General features: G+C 36.6%; 16 protein-coding genes and 1 pseudogene. 7 read left to right on the top strand and 10 right to left on the bottom strand.

Annotated features, from left to right (window positions below; genetic code table 11):
• The first annotated feature begins 436 nt into the window (after window positions 1-436).
• The 4 genes from QNJ50_RS04355 (at window position 437) to QNJ50_RS04340 (ending at window position 4,667) form a co-directional block, all read left to right on the top strand.
• Window positions 437-2,227 (top strand): hypothetical protein, encoded by a 1,791-nt coding sequence (locus QNJ50_RS04355; RefSeq protein WP_300632460.1) that lies wholly within the window; start codon window positions 437-439, stop codon window positions 2,225-2,227.
• A 225-nt stretch (window positions 2,228-2,452) separates the two neighbouring features.
• Window positions 2,453-3,265: an ester cyclase gene (locus QNJ50_RS04350; protein WP_300632458.1), complete on the top strand. Its 813-nt coding sequence runs from the start codon at window positions 2,453-2,455 to the stop codon at window positions 3,263-3,265.
• 148 nt (window positions 3,266-3,413) lie between these two features.
• Window positions 3,414-4,217: a hypothetical protein gene (locus QNJ50_RS04345; RefSeq protein ID WP_300632456.1), complete on the top strand. Its 804-nt coding sequence runs from the start codon at window positions 3,414-3,416 to the stop codon at window positions 4,215-4,217.
• Window positions 4,218-4,232: 15 nt separating this feature from the next.
• Window positions 4,233-4,667, top strand: coding sequence for a DUF488 domain-containing protein (locus QNJ50_RS04340; RefSeq protein ID WP_300632454.1), 435 nt, complete (start codon window positions 4,233-4,235; stop codon window positions 4,665-4,667).
• A gap of 40 nt (window positions 4,668-4,707) precedes the next feature.
• On the opposite strand, the gene QNJ50_RS04335 is transcribed toward QNJ50_RS04340, so the two are convergent.
• The 4 genes from QNJ50_RS04335 to cax all read right to left on the bottom strand — a co-directional run bounded on the left by QNJ50_RS04335 (window position 4,708) and on the right by cax (window position 9,599).
• On the bottom strand, window positions 4,708-6,204 hold the full coding sequence (locus tag QNJ50_RS04335; protein ID WP_300632451.1) for a serine/threonine-protein kinase: 1,497 nt from the start codon (window positions 6,202-6,204) through the stop codon (window positions 4,708-4,710).
• 452 nt (window positions 6,205-6,656) lie between these two features.
• The gene (locus QNJ50_RS04330) at window positions 6,657-8,063 is read right to left on the bottom strand and encodes an AtzE family amidohydrolase (RefSeq protein ID WP_300632449.1); all 1,407 of its coding nucleotides are present in this window, start codon (window positions 8,061-8,063) and stop codon (window positions 6,657-6,659) included.
• A gap of 58 nt (window positions 8,064-8,121) precedes the next feature.
• Entirely contained in the window at window positions 8,122-8,307 is a 186-nt protein-coding gene (locus QNJ50_RS04325; protein WP_300632446.1) for a DUF4089 domain-containing protein, read from the bottom strand.
• A gap of 194 nt (window positions 8,308-8,501) precedes the next feature.
• Complete coding sequence (gene cax / locus QNJ50_RS04320) at window positions 8,502-9,599, bottom strand: calcium/proton exchanger (protein WP_300632443.1); 1,098 nt, start codon at window positions 9,597-9,599, stop codon at window positions 8,502-8,504.
• A 574-nt stretch (window positions 9,600-10,173) separates the two neighbouring features.
• Between cax and QNJ50_RS04315 the strand changes: the two genes are divergently transcribed.
• Window positions 10,174-12,888, top strand: coding sequence for a DUF3536 domain-containing protein (locus QNJ50_RS04315; protein WP_300632440.1), 2,715 nt, complete (start codon window positions 10,174-10,176; stop codon window positions 12,886-12,888).
• 332 nt (window positions 12,889-13,220) lie between these two features.
• On the opposite strand, the gene QNJ50_RS04310 is transcribed toward QNJ50_RS04315, so the two are convergent.
• From QNJ50_RS04310 to QNJ50_RS04290, 5 genes and pseudogenes are all read right to left on the bottom strand, one after another.
• A complete protein-coding gene (locus tag QNJ50_RS04310; protein ID WP_300632437.1) occupies window positions 13,221-13,802 on the bottom strand; it encodes a TetR/AcrR family transcriptional regulator in 582 nt (193 codons plus the stop codon).
• A 162-nt stretch (window positions 13,803-13,964) separates the two neighbouring features.
• Window positions 13,965-14,711 carry a creatininase family protein gene (locus QNJ50_RS04305; RefSeq protein ID WP_300632435.1) on the bottom strand — a complete coding sequence of 249 codons (747 nt, stop codon included), beginning with the start codon at window positions 14,709-14,711 and terminating at the stop codon, window positions 13,965-13,967.
• A gap of 244 nt (window positions 14,712-14,955) precedes the next feature.
• A pseudogene (locus QNJ50_RS04300) lies at window positions 14,956-15,243 on the bottom strand (cupin domain-containing protein).
• A 68-nt stretch (window positions 15,244-15,311) separates the two neighbouring features.
• On the bottom strand, window positions 15,312-15,671 hold the full coding sequence (locus tag QNJ50_RS04295; RefSeq protein ID WP_300632433.1) for a Mo-dependent nitrogenase C-terminal domain-containing protein: 360 nt from the start codon (window positions 15,669-15,671) through the stop codon (window positions 15,312-15,314).
• Between the two features lie 1,030 nt (window positions 15,672-16,701).
• Entirely contained in the window at window positions 16,702-19,350 is a 2,649-nt protein-coding gene (locus QNJ50_RS04290) for a CPBP family glutamic-type intramembrane protease (protein ID WP_300632430.1), read from the bottom strand.
• Window positions 19,351-19,808: 458 nt separating this feature from the next.
• On the opposite strand from QNJ50_RS04290, the gene QNJ50_RS04285 reads away from it, so the two are divergent.
• Together QNJ50_RS04285 and QNJ50_RS04280 are read left to right on the top strand one after the other, a co-directional pair.
• Window positions 19,809-20,519 carry a PspA/IM30 family protein gene (locus QNJ50_RS04285; RefSeq protein WP_300632427.1) on the top strand — a complete coding sequence of 237 codons (711 nt, stop codon included), beginning with the start codon at window positions 19,809-19,811 and terminating at the stop codon, window positions 20,517-20,519.
• A gap of 215 nt (window positions 20,520-20,734) precedes the next feature.
• Window positions 20,735-21,670 carry a substrate-binding domain-containing protein gene (locus QNJ50_RS04280; RefSeq protein ID WP_300632424.1) on the top strand — a complete coding sequence of 312 codons (936 nt, stop codon included), beginning with the start codon at window positions 20,735-20,737 and terminating at the stop codon, window positions 21,668-21,670.
• A 92-nt stretch (window positions 21,671-21,762) separates the two neighbouring features.
• Here QNJ50_RS04280 and QNJ50_RS04275 read toward each other — a convergent pair whose 3' ends face one another.
• Window positions 21,763-22,887 carry an alpha-hydroxy acid oxidase gene (locus QNJ50_RS04275; protein ID WP_300632421.1) on the bottom strand — a complete coding sequence of 375 codons (1,125 nt, stop codon included), beginning with the start codon at window positions 22,885-22,887 and terminating at the stop codon, window positions 21,763-21,765.
• Window positions 22,888-23,277 lie beyond the last annotated feature (390 nt).

The raw sequence follows: 23,277 nt of genomic DNA, 5'->3' as shown, positions 1-23,277 counted from the left end.
TAAAAATACTACTGAAAACCCTTCATTGAAAATTGTCTGTAAGTTCTATTATTTGCAAATCAAATAGTTATAATTAGGAAATGCCAGTCCATTAAATTCAAATCCCATCTCAACAATATGTTGGTATATATACGTATATCGAACGTCAATAATTCTTTGTTACAAAAAACAATAAAGTATACGTGACGAAATATTTAAAACTTTAATAAACAACAAAAAATCAATATTTTTTTATTGACATGTTAAAAGTTTTTCTGAAATATTTTCCCTGAATATCTTGCTGAGCCTGGACTATAGACCAAGGTCGCAATGCAAATGTAAAGTAAATTACAGTGAAAACAATTACTTGTAATAGATAATTTTAAATTTAAATAATGTGCAACTTCACAAATTTTGCTATATTTTGGTATTTGAGTATTGAATCAGATGATTTTCGATGACGAGTCGCACCAGTTACCAAAACCCTGTGGATAAGTTGCTGACCTTCGGTAATTCTTACAATTATGGAAATCAGTCGCGTGATTACATTGCAGAACTAGGTCTGGGTTCGCAACATATCCCAGATTTGATTCAAATGGCGGTTGATGGGGAATTATACGGTGTAGATTCTGAAGACTCTAAAAACTGGGCTCCCGTTCATGCTTGGTATGCTTTGGCGCAATTAGGTGCAGAAGAAGCCATTGAACCTCTAGTCAAACTATTTCATCAAAGGGAAGATTGCGATTTAGTCAGCGAAGAAATGCCGAAGGTTTTTGGTAAAATTGGCGCAATGGCGATTCCCTATCTACAAAGTTATTTAGCAGAACCTTCCTATGGTTTGTTCCCACGTATTACTGCTACCAATAGCTTAGAGGAAATTGCAAACCATCACCCCACTGCGCGATCGCAGTCTATTGGAGTATTAATTCAACAACTTAAATTATTCAACCAAAATCCTGCAGAACTTAATGGTTTTCTTGTTGCTTCTTTAACTCATTTACAAGCAAAAGAGTCTGCACTAGTTATTAAATCTGCGTTTGAGACAGCGAGCAATGTAGGAGAAACAGTTCCTGAAGATATCGCCGGAACCTGGGATGAAGTGAAGCAAGCTTTAAGTGTAAATGACGATGAATTGAAATTACTTGAAAATGTTAGTTTGGATGATGAGGATCAGGTAAGTATTTCTGAACCTGTGTTAGATCCCGTTCTATCTGTTGAGGAAGTTATCCCAGATAAGTTTGAGAAAGTTGAACCTACAACAACGATCGCCGAAACGGATTTGGTGCGATCAGATGATTATTCATCACCTGTAGTGGAAGTTACTACTGAAGAAGTCAATTTATTTTTGGAAATTACCCCCGAACAATTGCGCTCAGTTATTTTAGAGGAATTTCCTGTAGAAGAAATTGAAAAAATCGAGAATCTTGGTTCTGAGGACAAACAAGATCGGGAAGAACAGGTAAAGGAAGATTTGCTTGTATCTGGGAAAGAAGTTGTTTCACCAGAACTCGAAACGCCCGAAGAAGCAAGTATTCCAGAGGATAAAGAGGTGGTGCGATCGCAGCAAGATTTGTTATCATTGCTCGAAATCACTAACGACGAAATTACTACAGAAGAATTAAATTCCCTTGAAGCTGTTGTACCGGAAAATCTCGTCTCGGATAATGTAAATGAAGGTTCTGAGTCAGTTTATGAGAAGGAAAACAGCGAAGAACAAGCAATTGTAACTAACATTCAGGCGATCGCTTCCGATTCTAATTCCTCAGTTCAAGAAATTGTTTCGGAAGAGATTGAAGAAATTGAAACGACAATAAAAGCAACTGACGATACAAATATAGTGGGTTCGCAAGAAGATTTTTCATCACCTGTAGAAGCTGATGAGAATGAAATTGCTCCGGAAGAATTAAATGAGATTGAAGAAGTTATCTCAAAAGATGTTCGAGAAGTTTTTGAGTTAACCTCTGAGGAACAAAGTAATGATGGAGAGAAATTGGATAGGAAGGAAAGAAATTTCCCAACATCGGATTTTAGTTCCTCTGTTTCAGATGTTTCCTTGGATAAGGTAGAAAAAGTTAAGGAAATTACCAAAAAATCTGAGAAAAGTCAGGTAAAACCAGAAGTATTGCATCCTGCTGAATTCAAGTTAGCTGTAGAAGCTTTAGCTACTGAGAAAAAATCCATTCAAGGCTTTGGGAAAGTAAGTGATACAGAAGGGAAATCTAAAAAGAAAAAGAAAAAGAAAAAATAATGATTTGCACGATAAAACTCTATGAGTTTATATCCTGAATTGTGCTGCTATTAAATAATTAAAAATGTCATGATTTCTATAGAAATGAAATTACATAGTTTGTACACTGCAAACTAATTATTTTTTGAAGCTGTGGGAAAAACTGTATAGTTGAGTGCTTCTATTTGAGGGAAGAATCGCTGCGAAATCCTAAATCTAACCCCTCACTGTTTTTGCTAGGCTTTTATGACTATTAGAGAACCTAATGACCTTCATTTATGGGTACAAGATAGAGACACAGTTCTTGAATACAGCGATAATGTTGAATGGCGTTATGATGAAAAGCCTGACTATAGTCGTTCTAACGCCAGGTTAGCAGAAGAAAGTACCCGAAATCATCCTCAGTATTCTCTAGAAGATTTGGTACAAAATTTGGTACGAACTTTTGATATTGAAGCCAACTTTAAAACCAATCCCAAACAGTGGATATCGGTTGTTAATGATGAGTTTCATATGAGTACCAATGGTAGTAAAGGTTATACAGTTCAAGATTTAATAGAGTCAGGTACTTACAAAGCATTGATTGGCGATACAACTCATTACAAAGCTTCTGAAGAAGATTTTGAAAGTTCAACAAATCTTTTTCATACAGCTTTCCCTGATGGATTTTTATGGGAAGTTTTAGAAGTATACTCCGAACCGCCAAATATTACATTTAAGTGGCGACATTGGGGAAATTTCACCGGTTTCTACAAAGATTATTTACCTACCGGAGAAACAATAGAAATTATTGGAATGAGTGTTGTTCGAGTAACTGATGATTTGAAAATTATTTCTTTGGAGCACTATTACGACAACACTAAATTTTTGGATAGTTTGACATCAGGAGGAAAACCATTAGAAGTAACGCAAGAGAAACAAAAACCCAACAAGTGGTTCGGTTTACTGAAAAAACTAAACTTTTTTGGTTTTCCCAAACGAATTTGGAATTGGTTAAAAAAAAAGCGCAGTGGAAAATTAGAAACTAGTCGCTGTCCGTTTAAGAATTTGGTTAGTTGATTTTAATTCTAGTTCAAATGGGCTGACATATACACTCTAAAACAGGGTCTGTGTCAGCTTTTTTAAAGTCTAATTGCTACTTATTTTGTACCTAACGTACAATATTGAAAAATATAACAACAATATATTTATTGAAAAAAAGAAATTTATGGAAAGAAGAAAAATTTTAATTGCAACAAAGACTTATCCATCAATCAGCATGACTTATAGGGAAACTGTATGCACAGCAGGAGTATTACTAGATGATTCTGAAAATCCAATACAGTGGATTCGTATTTATCCTATACGTTATCGCTATCTAGATTCTGAGCAGCGTTATCCCAGGTGGTCTATAATTAGTGCCAAAATAGAGAAAAACCCCAAAGATTATAGAGAAGAAAGTTTTCGGATTAATGATGAATCAATACAAATTATTAGAAAAATTAGTACTGAAAAGAATTGGGAAGAGCGAAAAAAATTGATTTTACCTTCACATTTGAAATTCTCATCAATTGAAGATATTAAAAGTCAAGGTAAATCTTTAGGAATTATTAAACCTAAAAGTATCAATAAATACTATCATAAACAGGATGCACGCGAATGGAGTCTCAGGCAGCAATCTATTCAAAACCAGCTTGACTTATTTGAGCCTTCCGTAAAATTAGAGAAAATACCTTATAAGTTCTATTATAGTTTTGTTTCTCAAAATGATACTAATCATAAATTTTCTATTATTGATTGGGAAATACAAGAACTATATAGAAAATGCCGAAATAGTTCTAAAAAATCTATTCAACAAGAGAAAGAAAAAGAAGCTTTAGAAAAAATGAGACAAAAATTAGAAGATGATTTTTTGAAAACAAAGGATTTATACTTTATAGTGGGAAATCAACAGAGATTCCCTAAAGGTTTTATGATTATCGGCTTATTTTATCCACCCAGAGTCAAGTCTGAGCAACTGAGTCTTTTGTAAGGGAAGAATTTGATAATGGTAATTTCAAATATTATTAAAGATAACTGTAAAACAAAGTATATACTGACCTTTGGATATGGGAATCGTAAAGATTACAAAGAATTTGTCGATTATCTTGAAAAATATAATGTATCATTTGTTGTAGATGTGAGATTTAGTCCGCGTGCTTGGAGTCGAAAATGGTACGGCGATCAAGTTGAAAAACTTTGTGTTTCAAAGAATATTAAATATATTTCTAAACCAGCCCTGGGTAACACATCTGGTAATGCAAAATGGGAACCTCCAGATAAAAAAAAGGCTCAAAAATCATTACAAGAAGTTGCAAAACTTGCTGTAAATGGAAATATTTTACTGATGTGTGCGGAGAAAGACTGGCGTCGATGTCATAGGACGGAGGTTGCGGAAAAACTTGAGGAGTTAATACAAATTTCAATACAGCATCTTGAATAAGATTGATTTATAAATGTATTGTTTCTACTGTAATTTACAGCTATTCCCTACTAATTGGTAGCTCTAACCAGTCACCGATCTCTTGTGCTAACCAATCCAACTCTGAAGCATGGAGAACTTTTCTTTGACTGATTCGTAACCATTGAGTCAAAGTATTTTGTCCCAAGACATATTTCCGTTTTCTCGCCCAAATAATTAATTTATTAGGTACGCTAACTCGAATTGGTTCTACTCTAGCCCCCTGGGGTTTAACAATGTGGCGATCGAGCAATTCTATTTTCCAAATATCATCACTGTGTGCTGGAAAAGGTGAAGGATATTTTAACCCAAATAACTCGTAAGTCAGAGAAATCTTTTTTGGAGTCAGAGAAAAACGGATTTTGCCAAATAAGGTAAACAGAATTGCTAATAAAATCCAGATAGCAAATACCCAGTGAAAAAGAGGAAACAATACCAACAAAGGTTTTCCCCAAACTGAAATGCTCCAATTAATTAGTAAAGAAAGCCAAATCAAATCGAAAAAACATAGAAATCCTACCCTCAAACTAAAACCAGGGGGAGGAATAATAACTTCTAGGAGATCTTTTTGGTTGAGATACTTAATTTTGCTATCCTGTGGTTGAAAAACAACCAAGGGGAAGTGACGATGGGACAACATATCCAAGGCTTCCAGCGCTTTTCGCGCCGATCCCATGCGAAGTTTTAAACTTGGTTCTGTTAACCACTTCAACCAGTCGAGAAAAGCAGGACTAAGATTTACTAATTCTTCGAACTTAATTGTCATGTCATCCTGGAGCAAATCTGCAGGATGTTTTCCTGTTACCAGATGAATTAATGTTGCTCCCAAACCATACAGATCAGATGCGGGAAAAGCACGTCCACCGAACTGTTCTGGCGGCATATAACCATAAGTTCCCACCACTGTCATGGTTCCATCTTGCTGCGCCATTGCAGTTTTAACCGATCCAAAATCTACTACGTATACTTGACCAACATTTTCCCAAGAGCGATGGGTCAAGGAATGACTTCCAAATTTCTTTCGAGATTTTGAATTTGAACTATTCCTGTGCTTTAGGTAGTAAGAAGGGGGATCGCCAAGCAAAATATTACTGGCTTTAAGATCGCGGTGAATAACGGGAGGGAGGCGTTCGTGAAGATAAATAAGTACCTTTAATAAAGATTTAGCAATTTGCTTAAGTTCTATTTCGCTGAAGGTACGTCCTGCTCTTAGGTGTTCTACTAAAGACTGTGCTGGGATATAGGTTTGTACTAAAGCAAAACCTTTTAAGTCTGGTAAATCGAGTTCAAAATAGTCAAGATAGCGAGGAATTGCAGGATGAGATAGTTCTTGAAGAATTTGGGCTTCCCTGGTCAACAGTTTCAAATCCTGCCATTTAAAGTCACTACCAAAGATTAACAGTTTGATGATGACTAATTCTTCTGTTACTAAATCTTTTGCCAGTAGTGCGTGTCTTCCAGCATTTTTTCTTAATTGTCGCTGAATTTTATAACGTCCCTGCAAAACCTTGTCTTTCATCAGAACTAATCTCTATCTTTAACTGTTAAGCGTGATAGTAAGGTAAGTTGCTAGTTCAAGTCTGTTGGATTTAGATCCCTCTAACCTCCGTTCGCGCAGCGCGTCCAATAACTTGAGGGAAATTAATTCAAATTCCCCCTTTTTAAGGCGGATTTAGGGAAATATAAGAGAATCTAAAAGTTTTTCCTGTCGCAACTTGGGTTAGTAATTTACTATTGAAACGAGTTTATTCTCATCGTTAAAAAACGAACTATAGCGGTTTTCGGTTGAGTGTAGTACACCTCGTAGAGACGTATTAGCACAGCGTGACCGTAAGGTCATAATTTTACGTCTCTACATTTGGAAATTAGAAAATGTATTTGATTAAAATGAAAACCGCTATAGAATGCTTCCTGGTTCTATCGTAACAATTTTCTTCTTTCTATGAGCGACTACATTTTCCATCGCACGAACTAAACAACTGCTGTAGAAATTACACCTATTTTTTCTAATACTGCTGCAACTCTTAAAATTAATTCTTCATTATAAGGAGCAGCTATTAACTGCACTCCTAAAGGTAAAGCATTCGAACGTTGGATGGGAACAGATAAAACGGGTAAGCCAATAAAAGATAATGGTTGAGTAAATAAGCCAAGATGAGGGCGAACCAGAATTTCCTCACCGTCCAACACCATAGTTTGTTGTCCGATCTCGGGTGCTGTAATTGGTGTTGTTGGTGCCAAAATTACATCAATTTGATCGCGGTTATTTTTACTAAAAATTTCTCGAACTCGATCTCGATACCAAGTTCTAAATCGTTGGGCTTGAATATACCAACTACCAGGAATTAATGCTCCAGCCAAAAAGCGATCGCGTGTGGCGGGATCGAAATCTTGGGGACGCTTTCTCAAGTCATCCAAATGCAAGTTTGAACCTTCGGATGCAGTAATTATATATGCTGCTGCGCGGGCGCGTTCTGCTTCTGGGATGGTTACACGTTCGCTTACATTTAAAGCCTTAGCAACATGGTGCACTGCTTCTAAGGCTTCCGGTGCAGCTTTTTTAGTAAAATAATCGTCTGCAATCGCAATTTTAATGTCATCAATATTAGTGTTTCTACTGATAAGATTGCGCGTTTCTACGGGAGGATGTTTGGTACAGATGGGATCCCCTTCGTCCTCTCCTTGAAGTAAATCGAATACTGTAGCGATATCTCTGACCGAACGGGCGAAAGGTCCAACGTGGTCGAGACTGCTAGAAAATAAAGCAACACCTGCACGCGATAATCTACCGTAGGTGGGCTTGAAACCAAATATCCCACATAAAGCCGCAGGTACCCGAATCGAACCATTAGTATCTGAACCCAAAGTTAAAGGAACCAATCCACCTGCAACAGCAGCAGCTGAACCTCCCGACGATCCACCAGCAATACGTTTTAAATCGTGGGGATTATGGGTCGCACCATAATGAAAGTTTTCGGTCACAAACCCATAAGCATATTCATCCATATTTAAAGCACCGACAAGAATTGCACCTGCTTGTTTTAACTTGGCGATCGCTGTAGCATCTTGGGTCGCAGGTGGGTTTTCTGCATTGATTTTTGCACCTGCAAGAGTTGTTAAACCAGCGATATCATACAAATTTTTAACTGCAAAAGGTACACCAGTTAACATACCAGGGTCTTTACCTGCTGCAATTTCCTCATCAATACGTTTTGCATCTGCTAAAGCTGCTGTGGCTGTTACCTCAGTAAAACAGTTCAATTCCTGTTGTCGTGCTGTAATTCTATTTAATGCAGCTTGGGTAACTTCCACTGCGCTAATTTTACCGTTACGTACTGCATCTGCTGTGGCGATCGCGTCTGCTTGTTCTAGATTCATGGTTTAAAATTCAGACTACGAATTACGAATTACGAATTACGAATTAAAAATTATTCTCTCATGGTTCAAATTTTGACCCTACTTCAATATCTTTCGGTAAGGGAAACTCATTCACAAGCTTGGCGATCGCCTGAATTTTCTTAAAATTTGCGATCGCACTATTTCGATATTCATCTCGTAATTGTAAATCTAATAATAACGCTGCCTGTTCTACATATTGACTCGCATCAATTTTTTTATTCATCTTTTTATTCACAATCTTGTGATGTTTTTTATTTTATGGTGTTTTTAGTCGTCTCAAACTTTCTATCTCTTTTGTTCGTACAGAACTGGTAAAACAAAAAAAGATGTTGGCGTAAGTTACACCAACATGCAAAGAGTTTAAATTTTGATGTGCAAAAATCTGCAAAAAATATAGTTGAATCTGAAATAGATTATCTATCCAATTCCTTCTATAACTGGATGAAAATAGAAAGCTAAACCCAGAATCACATAGGATGCTAGTAATAAAGTACCTTCAAGCCAATTGGACTTACCATCAGAACTAATACTATTAGCAATCAACACCGATACAGCTACCGCTACTAATTCAAAAGGGTTGAAATCTAAATCCATTGGTTTTCCAAACAACCAACCTGCGATTACCAGTACAGGTGCAACAAATAAAGCAATTTGCATGCTAGAGCCAACAGCGACAGACAAAGATAAATCCATCTTGTTTTTCATCGCGACCGTAACTGCTGTAGCATGTTCTGCTGCATTACCAATTATCGGAACTATGACAACCCCAGTAAATAATGCTGTTAGACCCAGTTCGGATGTAGCTACTTCCAAAGAACCAACCAAAAACTCCGACTCAAATGATACTAGTACAGTGCAAAGTAGCAGTACTCCCATCCACTTCCAAACATTGGGTTGGTGACCATTATTTACCAATTGCTCAGAACCCTCTACTACACCCACATCATAAAGATAAGAATGGGTTTTCATAGAGAATAATAAGGTTAAAGCGTAAACTAAAATCAAGACTGCAGCAACAGCCAAAGATAAATTTTGCAATGTAATTTGGCTAATCCCGTTGTTTGATGTGAAGTGCATCGCCGTCGGGACTAAAATCGCAATTACAGCCAAATTCATTGAAGCTGCATTTAATCGCGCCACATCAGGCTGGAAATTTTGCTCTTTATGGCTCAAACCACCCAAAAGCATTGCCAAACCCATCACTAACAGTAAGTTACCAATAATCGAACCAGTGATACTTGCTTTGACTACGTCTACGAGTCCCGCCCTTAAGGCAAACAAAGCAATAATTAGTTCTGTAGCATTACCAAAAGTAGCATTTAACAATCCGCCTAATGAAGGACCGACCACCACAGCAATCTCCTCTGTGGCTGTACCCATCCAAGCAGCTAAAGGTAAAATTGCTAACCCAGCGGTAACGAAAACAGTTAATTCTCCCCACCCTAGGAAGTGGGCTGCGATTGAAACTGGGACAAAAGCTAACAAGACGGAAAATATTTTCTTTTTAACTGACATTTATCATTTCAAATCAGGGATACCAGTCACAAAATTACAAAATCTCGTGATGCCTCAGAGAGATGGTAACGCAACGGATTATACTCTAGAATACCCTCGCAAGACTTAATTTCAGGTTCCGAAGATCTACTGTTTCTCATAAAAATGTTTGTTCGTAATGGTAGAGGTAATACCAATCACAAATTTGTTATTTTCTGTATAAAATTGTAAATAAAATTTTATAATTTGTAGGCAAGATGGGATTTAGAATCTTAAAGGGTAATAAAATTTTTGCTGTTTTATTCATTGGAACTTGCAACAAAAAAAATTCTGAAGAATTTAGTTAGAATAGCAGTTGTTTGTTGGCTATAGGGAACAGCCATTTGCTCAAGTAAAGTAAATACAAATTACTATCTATTGTGAAGATTGTTTGATTATTTGTTGTAACTATATTTTCCATAATTGTCATTTTTCATAATTGTCATCTATGAATTTGTTTTGCTGTAACGCAAGTATATTAAGCAATACATGGATTATTTCAAGATGAAATTTCAGGATAATATTGCTTTTTTTCTATAACATGGATAATCTCTACATGACTTCTTTAGTTGAAAAATCAGCTAATGCTGACACGATATTGAATGAAGAAAAAAATACGGCAAATACCTATCAGCCCGATCCCCTAAATTCGGCTACTGGTGTTTACGTTACAGTACATGGACATTTTTATCAGCCACCACGGGAAAATCCTTATTTAGATGCTATTGAACGTCAAAGTAGTGCTGCACCATTTCATAATTGGAACGAGCGAATACATTATGAATGTTATCGTCCCAATGCCTTTGCTAGAGTCTTAAATGATAGAGGTGAATTAACGGGGATCGTTAATAATTATGAGTATTTGAGTTTTAATATTGGACCGACATTAATGTCATGGTTGGAATCACATGATGTAGAAGTTTATCAACGAATTCTAGATGCGGATCGCAAATCTAGAGAGCGTCTAAATGGTCATGGGAACGCCATCGCGCAGGTATACAATCACATAATTATGCCTTTGGCTAACGAAAGAGATAAATATACACAAATCCGTTGGGGGAAAGCAGATTTTCGTTCGCGATTTGGTCGTGATCCCGAAGGAATGTGGTTGGCGGAAACGGCTGTAGACTACCCAACCCTTGAAGTGTTGATTGCGGAGGGAATTCGTTTTATTATTCTTGCTCCTTCCCAAGCAGAACGCTGTCGTCTTCTACCGACAGTTGAGGATACCAACCCCGAATGGTGTGAAGTTGGAGGAGGTCAAATCGATCCCACCCGACCTTATCGGTGTTACCTGAAAGGAAATAGGGAAATTTCCATAAGTCAGGGTTTAGAAGAGATTGAGAATCAGGAGATTGATAAACCAGAGATTCAAAACAGACCTTACATCGATATCTTTTTCTATGATGGTCCCATCTCACGCGATATGGGGTTTAGTGATGTGGTGTATAATTCCAACCATTTTGCTGGACGTATTGGGGCTGCGATCAGAGGGGATCATCGTCCTGCACAGTTAATTTCTGTTGCAACCGATGGAGAAACTTTCGGACACCATAAGAGTGGTACTGAAAAAACTTTGGCTTATGCTTTCAGTGAAGAGTTTAAACGAAGAGGTTGGACTTTAACCAACTTTGGTCACTATCTAAGTTTAAATTCCCCAGCTTGGGAAGTTGAGCTAAAACCCGTTACTGCTTGGAGTTGTTCCCACGGAGTCGATAGATGGCAAGATGACTGTGGTTGTGGAGGTGCGCCGGGATGGCACCTAAAATGGCGACGTCCGTTACGAAATGCTCTTAATTGGTTGCGGGATCGGTTAATTGAAGTTTATGAAGAACATGGTAGAGAGTTTTTTAACGATCCTTGGGAAGCACGAGACAAGTATATTGAAGTGATTCGCGATCGCTCCAACGCCAATGTCCATCGTTTTTTGAGCAGTCACCAAAATCATGAATTAAATGCATCGGAAGAAGTGGACGCCTTGCGCTTATTAGAAATGCAACGTCATGCTTTGTTGATGTTTACTAGTTGTGGTTGGTTTTTTGAAGAAATATCGCGCCCAGAGGGAACCCAAATTCTCCGTTATGCAGCCCGTGCTTTGGAATTGGCCGGAGATGTGGCGGGAGTACAATTAGAAAAAGAGTTCCTTCAGCGTCTGGAGGAAGCACCGAGCAATATTGATTACTTCAAAACTGGTGCTGGAGTTTACCGTCAGTTAGTAGTTAGCTCCCAAATTAGCCTTCCGAAAGTCGCTGCTCACCATGCAATCGCTTCCCTATTTAATGGATATACTTCGGCTGAAAGAAAGCAATCGAAACCTCACCCCCAAAAAACGTCTCAACCCCATTCTCAATACAAACAGGTTTACTGCTACAGTGCCCATGAGTTAGATTACCAGCTCCAACGTATGGGAACTTTAACTTTAGCTGTCGGACACTTAAAGTTAGTGTCAGATATTACCTGGGAAAGTGAAGATGTCATATTTGCTGTGCTTCATCTGGGTGGTTGGGATTTTCACTGCTGTATTCAACCTTTTACCGGACGGCGGATTTATACACAAGTTAAGGAAGAATTATTTGGAGTACTGCAAGAAGTAAGTGCAGCCCGAGTGATTTTGACAATGTCTAAGTTGTTTGGGGAAAATTCCTATAATTTGCAAAATATGTTTGCAGAAGAACGCCATCGAATCATGCGGTTACTAACCCAAGAAACTCTGACGAGGCTCGATCAACTTTATACTCAAGCCTATAGGGAAAATTACGGGGTATTACTAGCATTTCATCAGGATGGACAAACTGCACCCCAGGAATTACAAGTCGCAGCAGAAGTTGCTTTGGGATATCGCTGTAAAACAACTATTAAAGCTTTAGAGCATGACATTACCGAAGCACAACTGAGTTCGAATCATTTATTGGAACTAGAGGCGATCGCTACCGAAGCCAAACATTTACGCTGTAATTTAAAAGCACCAGAAAGTAAGCAAACAATTGAAGAATTAATTAAGCGACTGCTTTGGCAATTATTGCATCAAAGTAACGGTAGTTTCCACACATGTATTGAACGTTTGGAACAATTAATTGATGTTGCACACAAGTTAGATATTGGTATTTCGTTAGAACGCTCCCAAGAATTATACTTGAACTGTTTGTACACTCAAATTGTTCCACAATTACAAATCCTTACCCACAATTCAGAGGATATGAGTAAATACCGGAAAATATTGAAGCTGGGTCAAAAATTACAAGTTGATGTTAGTTCTTGGTTAAGATATTAGTTACTGCTAGGAAATATTTTTTGTAAAGTTTCCAGAACTAACTATTTAGTATTTTGCTCAGCTATTTGGATGGAGAAGTATAGCATTAACTGTATGGACTAGGTAGTGATAAGTAATCTTTTCCTAAAAGGGAACTGATAACAAAAAATCCTAATCCAGCAACGTAATGTTATAAATCTCTCCATTCTATTTTTAAACCTATTGATAACAGAAAAAATTTAGATTAATAAATTATATTTTTCCTGAAGGGAGATGGAATAATTAAAAGTAAATATAAAATAATCAAAAATAACATCTACAATTAATTTATTTTTTAATACTATTTTTCATGTTTATTCCAAAATACTAAGAGTCACATCAACCATATCTAGGAGAACTTCTTTATCTGGATTAATTTTGGAAATCACTCGCAAACCCTTTAAACTACAGAGTAAATGACGTGCTAATGCACGAGGATCTTTATTTACTTGAATTTCCCCTTTTTTCTTAGCTCTTACTAAAACCTCATATAGTAATTCTTCAACTTTTTGGATCTCTTGCGCCAAATGTGCTGCAATTTCCGGATCGTGATGACCAATTTCTACAACTGAATTAGTAATCAAACAACCTTTGTATTGAGAATCAATAACAGCTTTTTCGACTAGATCGTAGAAAAGGTTAATAATTTCTTGTTTTGATGCATCAGGAGTTCTTAATGCGGTAAACATAGAACTCACAAATGTATCGCTATAGTGAACTAATGCAGCTTTAAACAAAGAGCGTTTATCTTTGAAAGTGTCATAAATACTACCGCGATTAATTCCCATACTTTGGACTAAGTCTTGAATTGAAGTTCCTTCGTAGCCATAGCGCCAGAATGTCTCCATTGCTTGTTCAAGGACTTTTTCTCGTTCGAACTCCTTTTTACGAGCCATAGCAGTTTTTTTAAGTAGAATTTAATATAACAATCCTGGAACAAACATTCAAATGTTTTCCCAGGAAGTAAAAAGTATTTAAGTTATGTGATTATAGAGATGCTATGGTAACATCCCTAAAGTGCTCTGAATATAATTATAAATCCATCATTAGATAAACTTTTATTGGGAATCTAAAAACTCTAAATACCCATTACTCAATTCCTTTACTGCTAAATCGTAAAATTGCTTACCATGTTCTGGTGTCGCAAGGTTGGGATTAGAACCCATCCTCCCATCCGGATAACGATCTCGAAAGTCAGTTGCGCTGTATATTTTTCGCTCTTTGTTTACTTCTGCAGATACAATTACTTGTTTGATACTATCTGGATAAATATATTGAGTTAAAGCAACTTCTGAAGGTGTTGCATGGGAACCTTCTTCCGAGCCATACAATTCTTTCGCTAGTTTGTACACATCTGCACACATAAACCAGTTGGCTACTTGACATTGTACTTGTGAAGCATTATGTAGCTGTAAATCTGCTAAGTAAGCATAAGTTTCCGAGAAAGCTGCTTTGAGGGTAGCAATATTACCGCCATGTCCATTAATAAAGTAAAACTTGCAAAAACCAGCTTTCACCAAACAAGTCAAATAATCTTTGATTAATTGGATCATTGTGCTTGGACGTAGACTAATGGTACCGGGAAAAGCTGTATGATGCAACGCCATGCCCACATTAATTGTTGGTGCAACTATGGCTTGTGTCACTTCTCCAACTGCACTAGCTATTGCTTCTGCACATATGGCGTCAGTACCAATTAAACCTGTTGGACCATGCTGTTCTGTTGAACCTATTGGTACAATTATCCCGCGAGAGCGCTGTAAATATTCCTCGACTTCTTGCCAAGTGCTCAAATGTAACAGCATTAATACTATCCAATATTTTCGTAAAACTTTTTTAACCCTACCTCAATTTTCACTAGAAGAGTTTGATTTCTAGAAATATCTTCAGTAGAAATATCTTTTAAAACAAACTTACTTACAACAAGTGATATGTAGGTATTTGCACATCCTACAGCCAATAAATTGTGGTATGAATTTATTTTTGAGGAAATATTTCTTGGAGTTATTTTTGGCAATCCCCTAAAAACTAATCAAAAAATTATAATGACTAATCAAAATTATAATGCTTTTTTACATCGCTTTTGATTTCCCAGGTGCAAGACATTCCAGCAGGAAATATAACCAAATCACCTTTTCCCATTTGTCATGGTTGTCCTTTGTCGGGAGTTACAATGACGTCACCATCTAAAAAATAACAGGTCTCTTGAGAATCATATTTCCAAGGAAACTTTGAAGCCTCTTTCATCCAAATATCCCAACTATATACACCTAATTTCTGAAGCTTTTCTGGGGTTGGTTGATGTTCAATTGTAATTTCTGAGGGTTTAGTTTCCATCGCGTAGTCGCAAATAAATCTGACAAATCAATCTGAGTAGATACTAAATAAATATTAGCAGTAAGACATTAGCAGTAAGACTCTATGTCTTCACCGTACTCATCTACTAAATAGCATAATGCGCGAAAACGCAAGCACACTAATTCTTCGTACAGTGGGTTTAACTTGCATAGCGGAGGAATATGACCTATTTTGCGACCAAAAATCACAATGTCGCGCTCAAAAGGACATTGGGCTGGGATCAACTTTGCAATCAACTTTGCAAACTTACGATTTTTGATATTTAGGCTGTCTAAGAATTGACGTAATGGCTGCAAGGGATTAAATCGAAAAGATTTTGATGTTTTTTTTGCTGATTTGATATCGCTAGGTGCTAATTGTTGAACGTAAGCAGAAAAATTAATTGATTGACTGTTTGTATTCACCATAGTCCTAAGCCTCTTTTATCAAAATTAAAAATCAAGTTGTTTGAAGATGATTGCCTTGCTTGTAAACCTTAAATAATCAAATTTAATTACAAGATTGAAACTAAAAAATCCGCACATAAAATTAGTTACTTCATATGCGATTCTAAATCATTGACCTAATTAATATTTAAGCCTAGTACCAATCTTATAACTGTCCTGTTGACTACAAAACAATCAAAAATAAATGATACTTTTCCTTCTTTGATTTACTACTTGCAATACCCACTATTTTTTTATTTACTATGCTAATAACTTGTTTTTTATGCAGGTAAAGCCTATAATTCCCCAACATTATTGTAAATAATGCTTATTTACACATGCTATATAGGTTTTACCCTTATATCTTTGAAAGGTCAACTACTTTTATATAATTCTTTTAAATTGTAAGCAATTTTACAAAAGTTAATTTTTTGATTAGCTCCTAAATAACTTATATAAATTGTTTATATTAAAATCGTAAATTACGATTATTTAATAGATTAAGTTATGACACAAATCTAATATCATTATCTCAAAACAAAAAATTATAAAATAGGTAAATATCAATTAATCATAAATACAAACTTTATTAAAAAATATCTATAATTGATAAATTTTTCTCATAAACTAATTTTTGCTCATAAATTAATTTGTGCTTTTATTTGGAAGATGATTATCAAATCCTGGGATAGGTTATAAGTCTCTAAGTCTCGCCCACAGGAAGGTTCACCTTCCTAGTAACCAAAAAACTACTCTACAGATCTATCATTAAGGTTCTACAGGGAAGGTATGTATATTCATTGGACTTTTAATTTTTAATCTGTATCTTACTTACAATCCGTCATATATCTCATATATCTCTCATAAATATTAGGGAATATTAGGTTGCGAACATTTACAACAGAAAAATTATCCAACTTCATGAATTCATAGAGAAAATTTATAGTTAATTTTTAAGAGAGCTAGCGAATCCGATTGGTTCAAACTTTAAAATCCTTTGAGCAAATCACTTTCAAATTAATTTTTTCATTCCACCAAGTAACTGTAACCAAATAACAACAACAATCCAGTGAATAAATACAATTATCCATAAAGAACCTGTTATCCCATATGCAATGGTTAAAGTCAACCCTAAAAAACCAGCCAAAATGAGAAAAATCGGCTGAAGAAATGTTGGATTGCCAATTTTATAAAAGGTTTTAGCATTTAGAGGATGATAAAAGATAAACAATAGAAGTACCAATGCTGCGAATAAAAACCATTGACTCCAATTGATGATTTCTGTGGGGTGGGGAAGGGGTAAAACTCGAAATATTAATTCTTCTACAAAAGCTGGGGCAAACATAATTTGTAATGCAGCTAAGCAGTGTTGAGACAAAGGTGCAGACCATATTTCTCGTTGTAAAAAACCGGAAGAGAAACCCAAAGGTAGGGCGATCACGGCGTAGATAATTAGCATTAATCCGGCTATTAGCCAATCTTGAATTGAGGGGATAGCAATTGCAGCTAAAACACGATGAAGAATTACGGGAATCGGAGAAATATTAGTAAAAGGAATTTTGATTGTTCCGAACAAAGGTGTAGCTGCTAAGGGTTGAATATCTGGGTTTACTCCCCCGACCTGATTTGTTTCCAGGAACCACAGTTTACCACCTTGTTGTAAAAACATCGCAGCAAGTTCATCTTGTGCTTGTCGGGGCATCATGGTTCTCCAAGTTGTTAATGCAGCCCAAATACTGGGGTCTCGAAATGGTTTTTTCCGTTGGTTTTTACCGTTATCAATTCCGGCTAAATTTCCGATACTGCTTTCCCAGTCAGCTCGAATTATTCCTAAAGGAAACAGGTCTTTTTCTAGCCTTTGTCCCAAAGTAATTAGTTTGTTGAAGCGTTCGGTTTGGGGATCGTCAAGATGATTTGCTAACCAATTTTGAATATCTGGGCTGGAACTAACTTTTTGTTTAATAATTTGGATCGCTGCATATAAAGCTTGGGCTGAGTCTTGAACGCAAGAAGTTGCGGGAGTAACGGTTGCACTCCCAGTTCCGTCGCCGATTCGGTACCGTGCCATCATTACTTGCAATTGCTGCAAAAATTCTTGTAATGGTGAAAGCTTAATACCATCAAAATCATAATCTTGGGTGACTGGATCGAACTTAATGAGAATGTCAACAACCGGACGGGTTGCCATCCAACCCCTCGTCAAATTGCCCATATAATTTACCCAAGAATGTTTGGCGGAAATTATTCCATCAGGATTATGGGCATAAACTTGTTCGTATGTTATGTCAAATTGTAATTCCTGGGTAATGGGTTCGCGGACTATTTGAGCTACACCAAAAGCAAAATGTCCGGTGATAGTTTTGGGTACACCTAACTCTTCTGCTTTTTTTCCGCCAATTCCACCAAACAAGTTTAAAACAATTGCTTTATCTCCTACTTGCCATTGAGATATAGCTTGTTTGCTTCCCTTAATATTTGGATCGATTAAAACAGTATTGACTTTACCTTTATCAGTTCGATCAATCTGCCAGTTTTTTTCTGTAATGTAGGTTAATCCAGCTTGTTCGCCTAAAATTACGCGTTTTGGTTCTAATTGAAATAAAGAACGGGGTGCTAAAGCTTGGACGGTAAATATTCCGTTTTTATCTCTGGCTCCATAAATATACCAACCGTTTGCACCTGCAGCTGAAGCTTCTATTTGGTAAGCAGTTGAAGGGGGAATATCCCGCGTATCGATAACTTGTTGAGGAATGCGAATAATTTCTTTTTGACCATCAAATTTGCCAGATATTCGATTGTTTCGATTGTAATGAACTACTGTAAAATATTCGTTTGCACAAAGATGAGGTTCATTACAGGTGGTATTTATTTCTTGAAGTGGTTCGTTCCTAGCTGTAGAATCAAGTTTATTTGCTGGTTGAAAGGTTGCTTCGGAACTGAGAATTTTCACCAAACCGTAAAAACGTCCCGTTGCTAAAACAGGTTCGTGATCTATTTTTAGGATCAAACTAGCATTATTATTATTTGATTTTTTTTGATTTAGTTTTTCTTGATTTAATTTTTCTTGTTTAGAACTATCTGGAGATTTTATCAGTTCAGCATTATGAAAACTAACGATCACATCATCATTCGGTCGAAAACCTGCAAGGGATTGTAATGGTCCAACTTCGGAGCGATTGTTTAGACGAGAAGGATGGACTATTCCTTCTTTTTGGCTTATTTCAGTATTTGCAGTGAATTTAACATCTCGCTTGACAGTTTGGATATAAGACTTAAGTTCGGGGGTATTTTCCCATTCCAAGCGAACTATCTTTCCTAGTAAATTATCATTCTTTATTTGTGGTGGTACCTGTTGTATTTCCATCCACACCCAATCTTCACCGGGTTTAATTTCTTGTTTTTGGGGTAGAATCAATCTTCCTACCCAATTATCTACAGGTTGATAAAGGTCAAATGATATGTTTTGAGTCTGGTTTTGATTTATAGGATAAAACTGGGGTTGATTAAAAGCTTGTTGGAAATGAATAGAATAATTACTAACTTGTTGTGCTAAAAATATTTGTGAAAAATTAAATGTAAAAAATACAGTTGCAATTAGCAACACAATCCACTTTATTAATAGCGGTCTAGGTCGCCGGTAAAGTTTGTGGTAGTTTGACATATCAACAAATATTTATCCCTCTTTTGTTACTTTGGGGAAATAAATATATGAAGCTTATTCTGAGTCTTGGACATAGCAATAGTTTTGGCAATTGCGTCATCATAAATGTCATTTAAGTACTCTTATTGCGAAAGTCTTGAAACATAAGGGTTGTAGATTATTTTCTACCGAAAGTGACAAAAGAGGGTTTATACCAATTTCCTTTAATATGACTACACTTCTTTTATAAAAGAGAACCTGCGCCGCCGATAGGCGCAATCCGGCGAAGTGCCGTGTCTGAGGGTGTGAATGCTGACCAAGACAGGGAAAGGGTAACAGATTTGAATAATTTATGTGTAGCAGTGTTTTTTGAGATTGGTATTACTTAATAATAAAGTAAAGGAAGTGAAGACATTGCAGTCAACTGTATCCTAACTATTATTTTTACTGATTATTTTATCTATTTATATACACACGTCATGAAGAAATTTATTTACTGGCTAATGGGTGATAAAGCCGGACGTATAATCATTAGTATTTGGAATTGGTTATGGGGGTTACCCGTAGAGTCTGGTGGCAAAGTTGCTGTAGCAGTTGCAGAAGAATCTCTACAATCAATGCAAGAATCTGTGCAAAAATTAGCACAAGCTGTGGCTGCTCAAGAAGGTTCTTATCAGAGAGCAAAACAAAAGTATGAAGAAAAAGTCAAAGAGTTACAAACCTTTGAAAGACAAGCTTTAACTGCAAAAAAACAGGGTCATCAAGAAGCTGCGCGAATGGCTATGACCAGAGTTGTTCAAGTCGAACAGATTTTGCCAAAGCTTGAAGAAATGGTCAAGCAAGCTGAAAATGCGGTCACTGCTTCCAAAGATAAGCTCAAGCGAGAGCGGATTAAACTGGAAGCTTATAAGACTGAAATGCAGAATATGAAAGATATGTCTGAAGTCAATGCTGCATTAGAACAAATTGCCAAAGTTAACAATGAGTTTGACATTGGTTCTGCGAAAAATCAATTTGAGGCTGCTAAAAATGCTGTGGAACGGCGAAATTTGAGCGCAGAAGCTTTGGCTGAGCTTTCGGAAAATCCAACGGAAAAACTGCAAGCTGACTTGGAAAATATGACCTTGGATGATGAGGTTGCTCGTCGTTTACAAATGTTAGAGGATTCCGATTCCAAAAAGTTACCATAGTCAAGTTAATTGATTAATCGACTGAGTAATAAAACCAAATATTGTACTAAAAAACATTGATTTATATTTTTTGCTTAGTGATAACCGCTAATTTTTCTCGAAGTTTTTGATTTATATCAAAGAAATAATTGTTATTCTGTAACCTCTTTTATTATCCTAACCGGATTTATACTTAGGGCTATAAGGTGTGAGTAAACAAAAATAAATTAAATTTTATGAGTCAGAGAAGTGGTCCTCCCCCAATTGTTTTCATACTTTTATTTATAGCTTTGCTTGGTGGGGGTTATTGGTGGTTTTTCATGCGTAACCCTACACCACAAGAAGGTGCTAAAGTACCTCCTCCGACTAATCAAGTTGATCTACCTCCTGAAGTTACCCAAGCCCCTGCAGCACCCATTGCTGAAGCTTTTCCTTCGCCAAGTTCTGTTTCTAGTGGAACTAGCGTAAGGATTGATGGTTCTACCACTATGGTAACAATTAATCAAAATCTCAAAAGAAGTTTTGAGAGGAAGTTTCAAGGTACAAGTATAGTCACATCAGCTACCGGTAGTAGTAATGGTATTAAGGCTCTGATTGACAGTAAAGTTGATATCGCTGCGACTTCTAGACCTCTAAAACCGGAAGAAGAAGCTCAAGGATTAGTTGCGGTTCCAATAGCTAGTGATGCGATCGCAGTAATTGTAGGTAGAGATAATTCTTTTATCCAGGAAGGATTAACCAGCGCTCAAGTAAAAGATATTTTCGAAGGAAAAGTTAACAACTGGTCGCAAGTCGGTGGTTCTAATGGAAGTATCTTAGTAATTAACCGTCCTCCGGTGAGTGGTACCCACCAAACTTTTAAGAAGTTGGCGCTCGGAGGGAATGATTTTGGTACCACACCAAATATAACTACGCTACCACGAGACGAAACCACAGGGCTAATAAGGGTTTTGGGACTTAATGGGATTGGTTACGCAACTTTTGCTCAGGTACAAAATCAATCAACAGCGCGGGTACTTAGGGTAGATGGGGTAACACCTGAAGCTGCCACTTATCCGTATACTAGAGAGTTATTTTACGTTTATAAAAATCCTCCCAGTTCTGGAGTAAAAGCATTTTTGGGTTACGCAACTTCTCCGGAGGGACAACAAGCAGCATTAATTGGTAATTAGTGTTTGCTTTTATTTACAAATAACCTCTAATCCTTAATGGATAGAGGTTATAGGATATATTCTCAAGCAATATGTTCGAGGTATTTTTGAGTTTATCCCACCAAACTCAAATCAATATCTTGGATTCTGCTACAACCACATAATGCCATTGCAACAGATAATTCATTTCGTAAAATCTCCAGAACATGAGTTACTCCTGCTTCTCCTCCCACCGCAAGTCCCCACAAAATCGGTCTTCCAATTAGTACCCCAGAAGCACCTAAGGCTAATGCTTTGAGAATATCTACCCCTCGACGAATACCACCATCTACAAGTACTGGAACTTGACTATCAATAGCTGCAATAATTTCAGGTAAAGCATCAAAAGAAGCGATCGCACCATCAAGTTGACGCCCACCATGGTTAGAAACAACAATAGCTTTAGCTCCGTATTCAACAGCGCGACGAGCATCATCACCCCGCAAAATTCCTTTAACAATCAAGGGTAGGGGAGATAGCGATCGCAACCATGCTAAATCTTCCCAGGTTATTGCTGGATCTAGCTGTTGGGCAAAGTATAACAGTAATCCTGATTCGCCATGCTCGGTGGGAATTTCCAAATCTGATATGCTGGCAAGATTAGCTAAATTTAAACCTGCTGGTAAAGTAAATTCGTTCCGTCTGTCCCGTTCTCGCTGTCCTAAAACTGGAGCATCTACGGTTAAACAAAGTGCATTGTAACCAGCAGCATAAGCTCTTTTTACTAAGTTACTAGTTAAATCTCGATCCTTATGGATATATAATTGAAACCATCTGGGAGTATTATTAGAATTATTGCTTGAAGAATTATTGCTTGAAGAATTAATATCTGAATAATTACCTTGTGTTGCTACTTCTTCAATACTTTTAGTAGACATGGTACTTAATATCATCCCAACACCGGCTTTATTTGCTGCTCGTGCTGTTGCAATTTCTCCCTCTTCATGGGCTAAGCATTGAAAAGCCATTGGTGCAACCAACAGAGGAGATTGCAGAGATTGTCCTAAAATTGAAGTACTTAAATTGCGATTATCGCTGACATCTACAAGTACACGGGGTTTTAATTTCACACGCTCAAAGGCTGCTCTATTATCCCGTAGGGTCAATTCATCCCACGCACCACTACTGTAATAATCAAACGCCATTTGGGATAAATGTTTTTTTGCTAATTCTTCATATTCAAATAAATTAATCGGCACAGTTTTTTATTCCATTTTGTCACGTTTAAAATAATTTATATCTCAAATAATGAATATTTAAACAAATCAGATAGTACAAACTACCATAGAAGTTTAATGTGTAAATTAGTGGATTATAAACTTGAGAAATACTTAAACAGATTACAGGATCTATTCGCGCTTTTGCAAAGCACGTATGTGTAGCTCGAAGTATATTTCTAGAATTTTCTTCACAAAATCTTTAGTATTTATAGATAGCAGATAAGTGGAAATTTAAATATTGAGAATAAAATATCTTACTCTCTTCCTAGCACTAGAAAGCCAAGTTTAATGGATAAGTACTATCGGTAAGCCTCAAAAATTTTTATTCAAAAACAAAAAAATATATATAATCTTGATACAATCATGAGC

Origin of the sequence: Mastigocoleus sp. MO_188.B34 (assembly GCF_030065675.1) — a bacterium.
Lineage (GTDB): Bacteria > Cyanobacteriota > Cyanobacteriia > Cyanobacteriales > Nostocaceae > Mastigocoleus.
Note: the sequence above shows the minus strand (reverse complement) of the source record. Positions and strands in the feature narration are given on the sequence as shown.

Coding starts and splice junctions, on each gene's coding strand:
- QNJ50_RS04350 (WP_300632458.1), top strand. CDS start 2,453: ATGACTATTAGAGAACCTAATGACCTTCATTTATGGGTACAAGATAGA.
- QNJ50_RS04290 (WP_300632430.1), bottom strand. CDS start 19,350: ATGTCAAACTACCACAAACTTTACCGGCGACCTAGACCGCTATTAATA.
- QNJ50_RS04335 (WP_300632451.1), bottom strand. CDS start 6,204: ATGAAAGACAAGGTTTTGCAGGGACGTTATAAAATTCAGCGACAATTA.
- QNJ50_RS04295 (WP_300632433.1), bottom strand. CDS start 15,671: ATGGTGAATACAAACAGTCAATCAATTAATTTTTCTGCTTACGTTCAA.
- QNJ50_RS04330 (WP_300632449.1), bottom strand. CDS start 8,063: ATGAATCTAGAACAAGCAGACGCGATCGCCACAGCAGATGCAGTACGT.
- QNJ50_RS04355 (WP_300632460.1), top strand. CDS start 437: ATGACGAGTCGCACCAGTTACCAAAACCCTGTGGATAAGTTGCTGACC.
- QNJ50_RS04345 (WP_300632456.1), top strand. CDS start 3,414: ATGGAAAGAAGAAAAATTTTAATTGCAACAAAGACTTATCCATCAATC.
- cax (WP_300632443.1), bottom strand. CDS start 9,599: ATGTCAGTTAAAAAGAAAATATTTTCCGTCTTGTTAGCTTTTGTCCCA.
- QNJ50_RS04340 (WP_300632454.1), top strand. CDS start 4,233: ATGGTAATTTCAAATATTATTAAAGATAACTGTAAAACAAAGTATATA.
- QNJ50_RS04315 (WP_300632440.1), top strand. CDS start 10,174: ATGACTTCTTTAGTTGAAAAATCAGCTAATGCTGACACGATATTGAAT.
- QNJ50_RS04310 (WP_300632437.1), bottom strand. CDS start 13,802: ATGGCTCGTAAAAAGGAGTTCGAACGAGAAAAAGTCCTTGAACAAGCA.
- QNJ50_RS04280 (WP_300632424.1), top strand. CDS start 20,735: ATGAGTCAGAGAAGTGGTCCTCCCCCAATTGTTTTCATACTTTTATTT.
- QNJ50_RS04305 (WP_300632435.1), bottom strand. CDS start 14,711: ATGCTGTTACATTTGAGCACTTGGCAAGAAGTCGAGGAATATTTACAG.
- QNJ50_RS04325 (WP_300632446.1), bottom strand. CDS start 8,307: ATGAATAAAAAAATTGATGCGAGTCAATATGTAGAACAGGCAGCGTTA.
- QNJ50_RS04285 (WP_300632427.1), top strand. CDS start 19,809: ATGAAGAAATTTATTTACTGGCTAATGGGTGATAAAGCCGGACGTATA.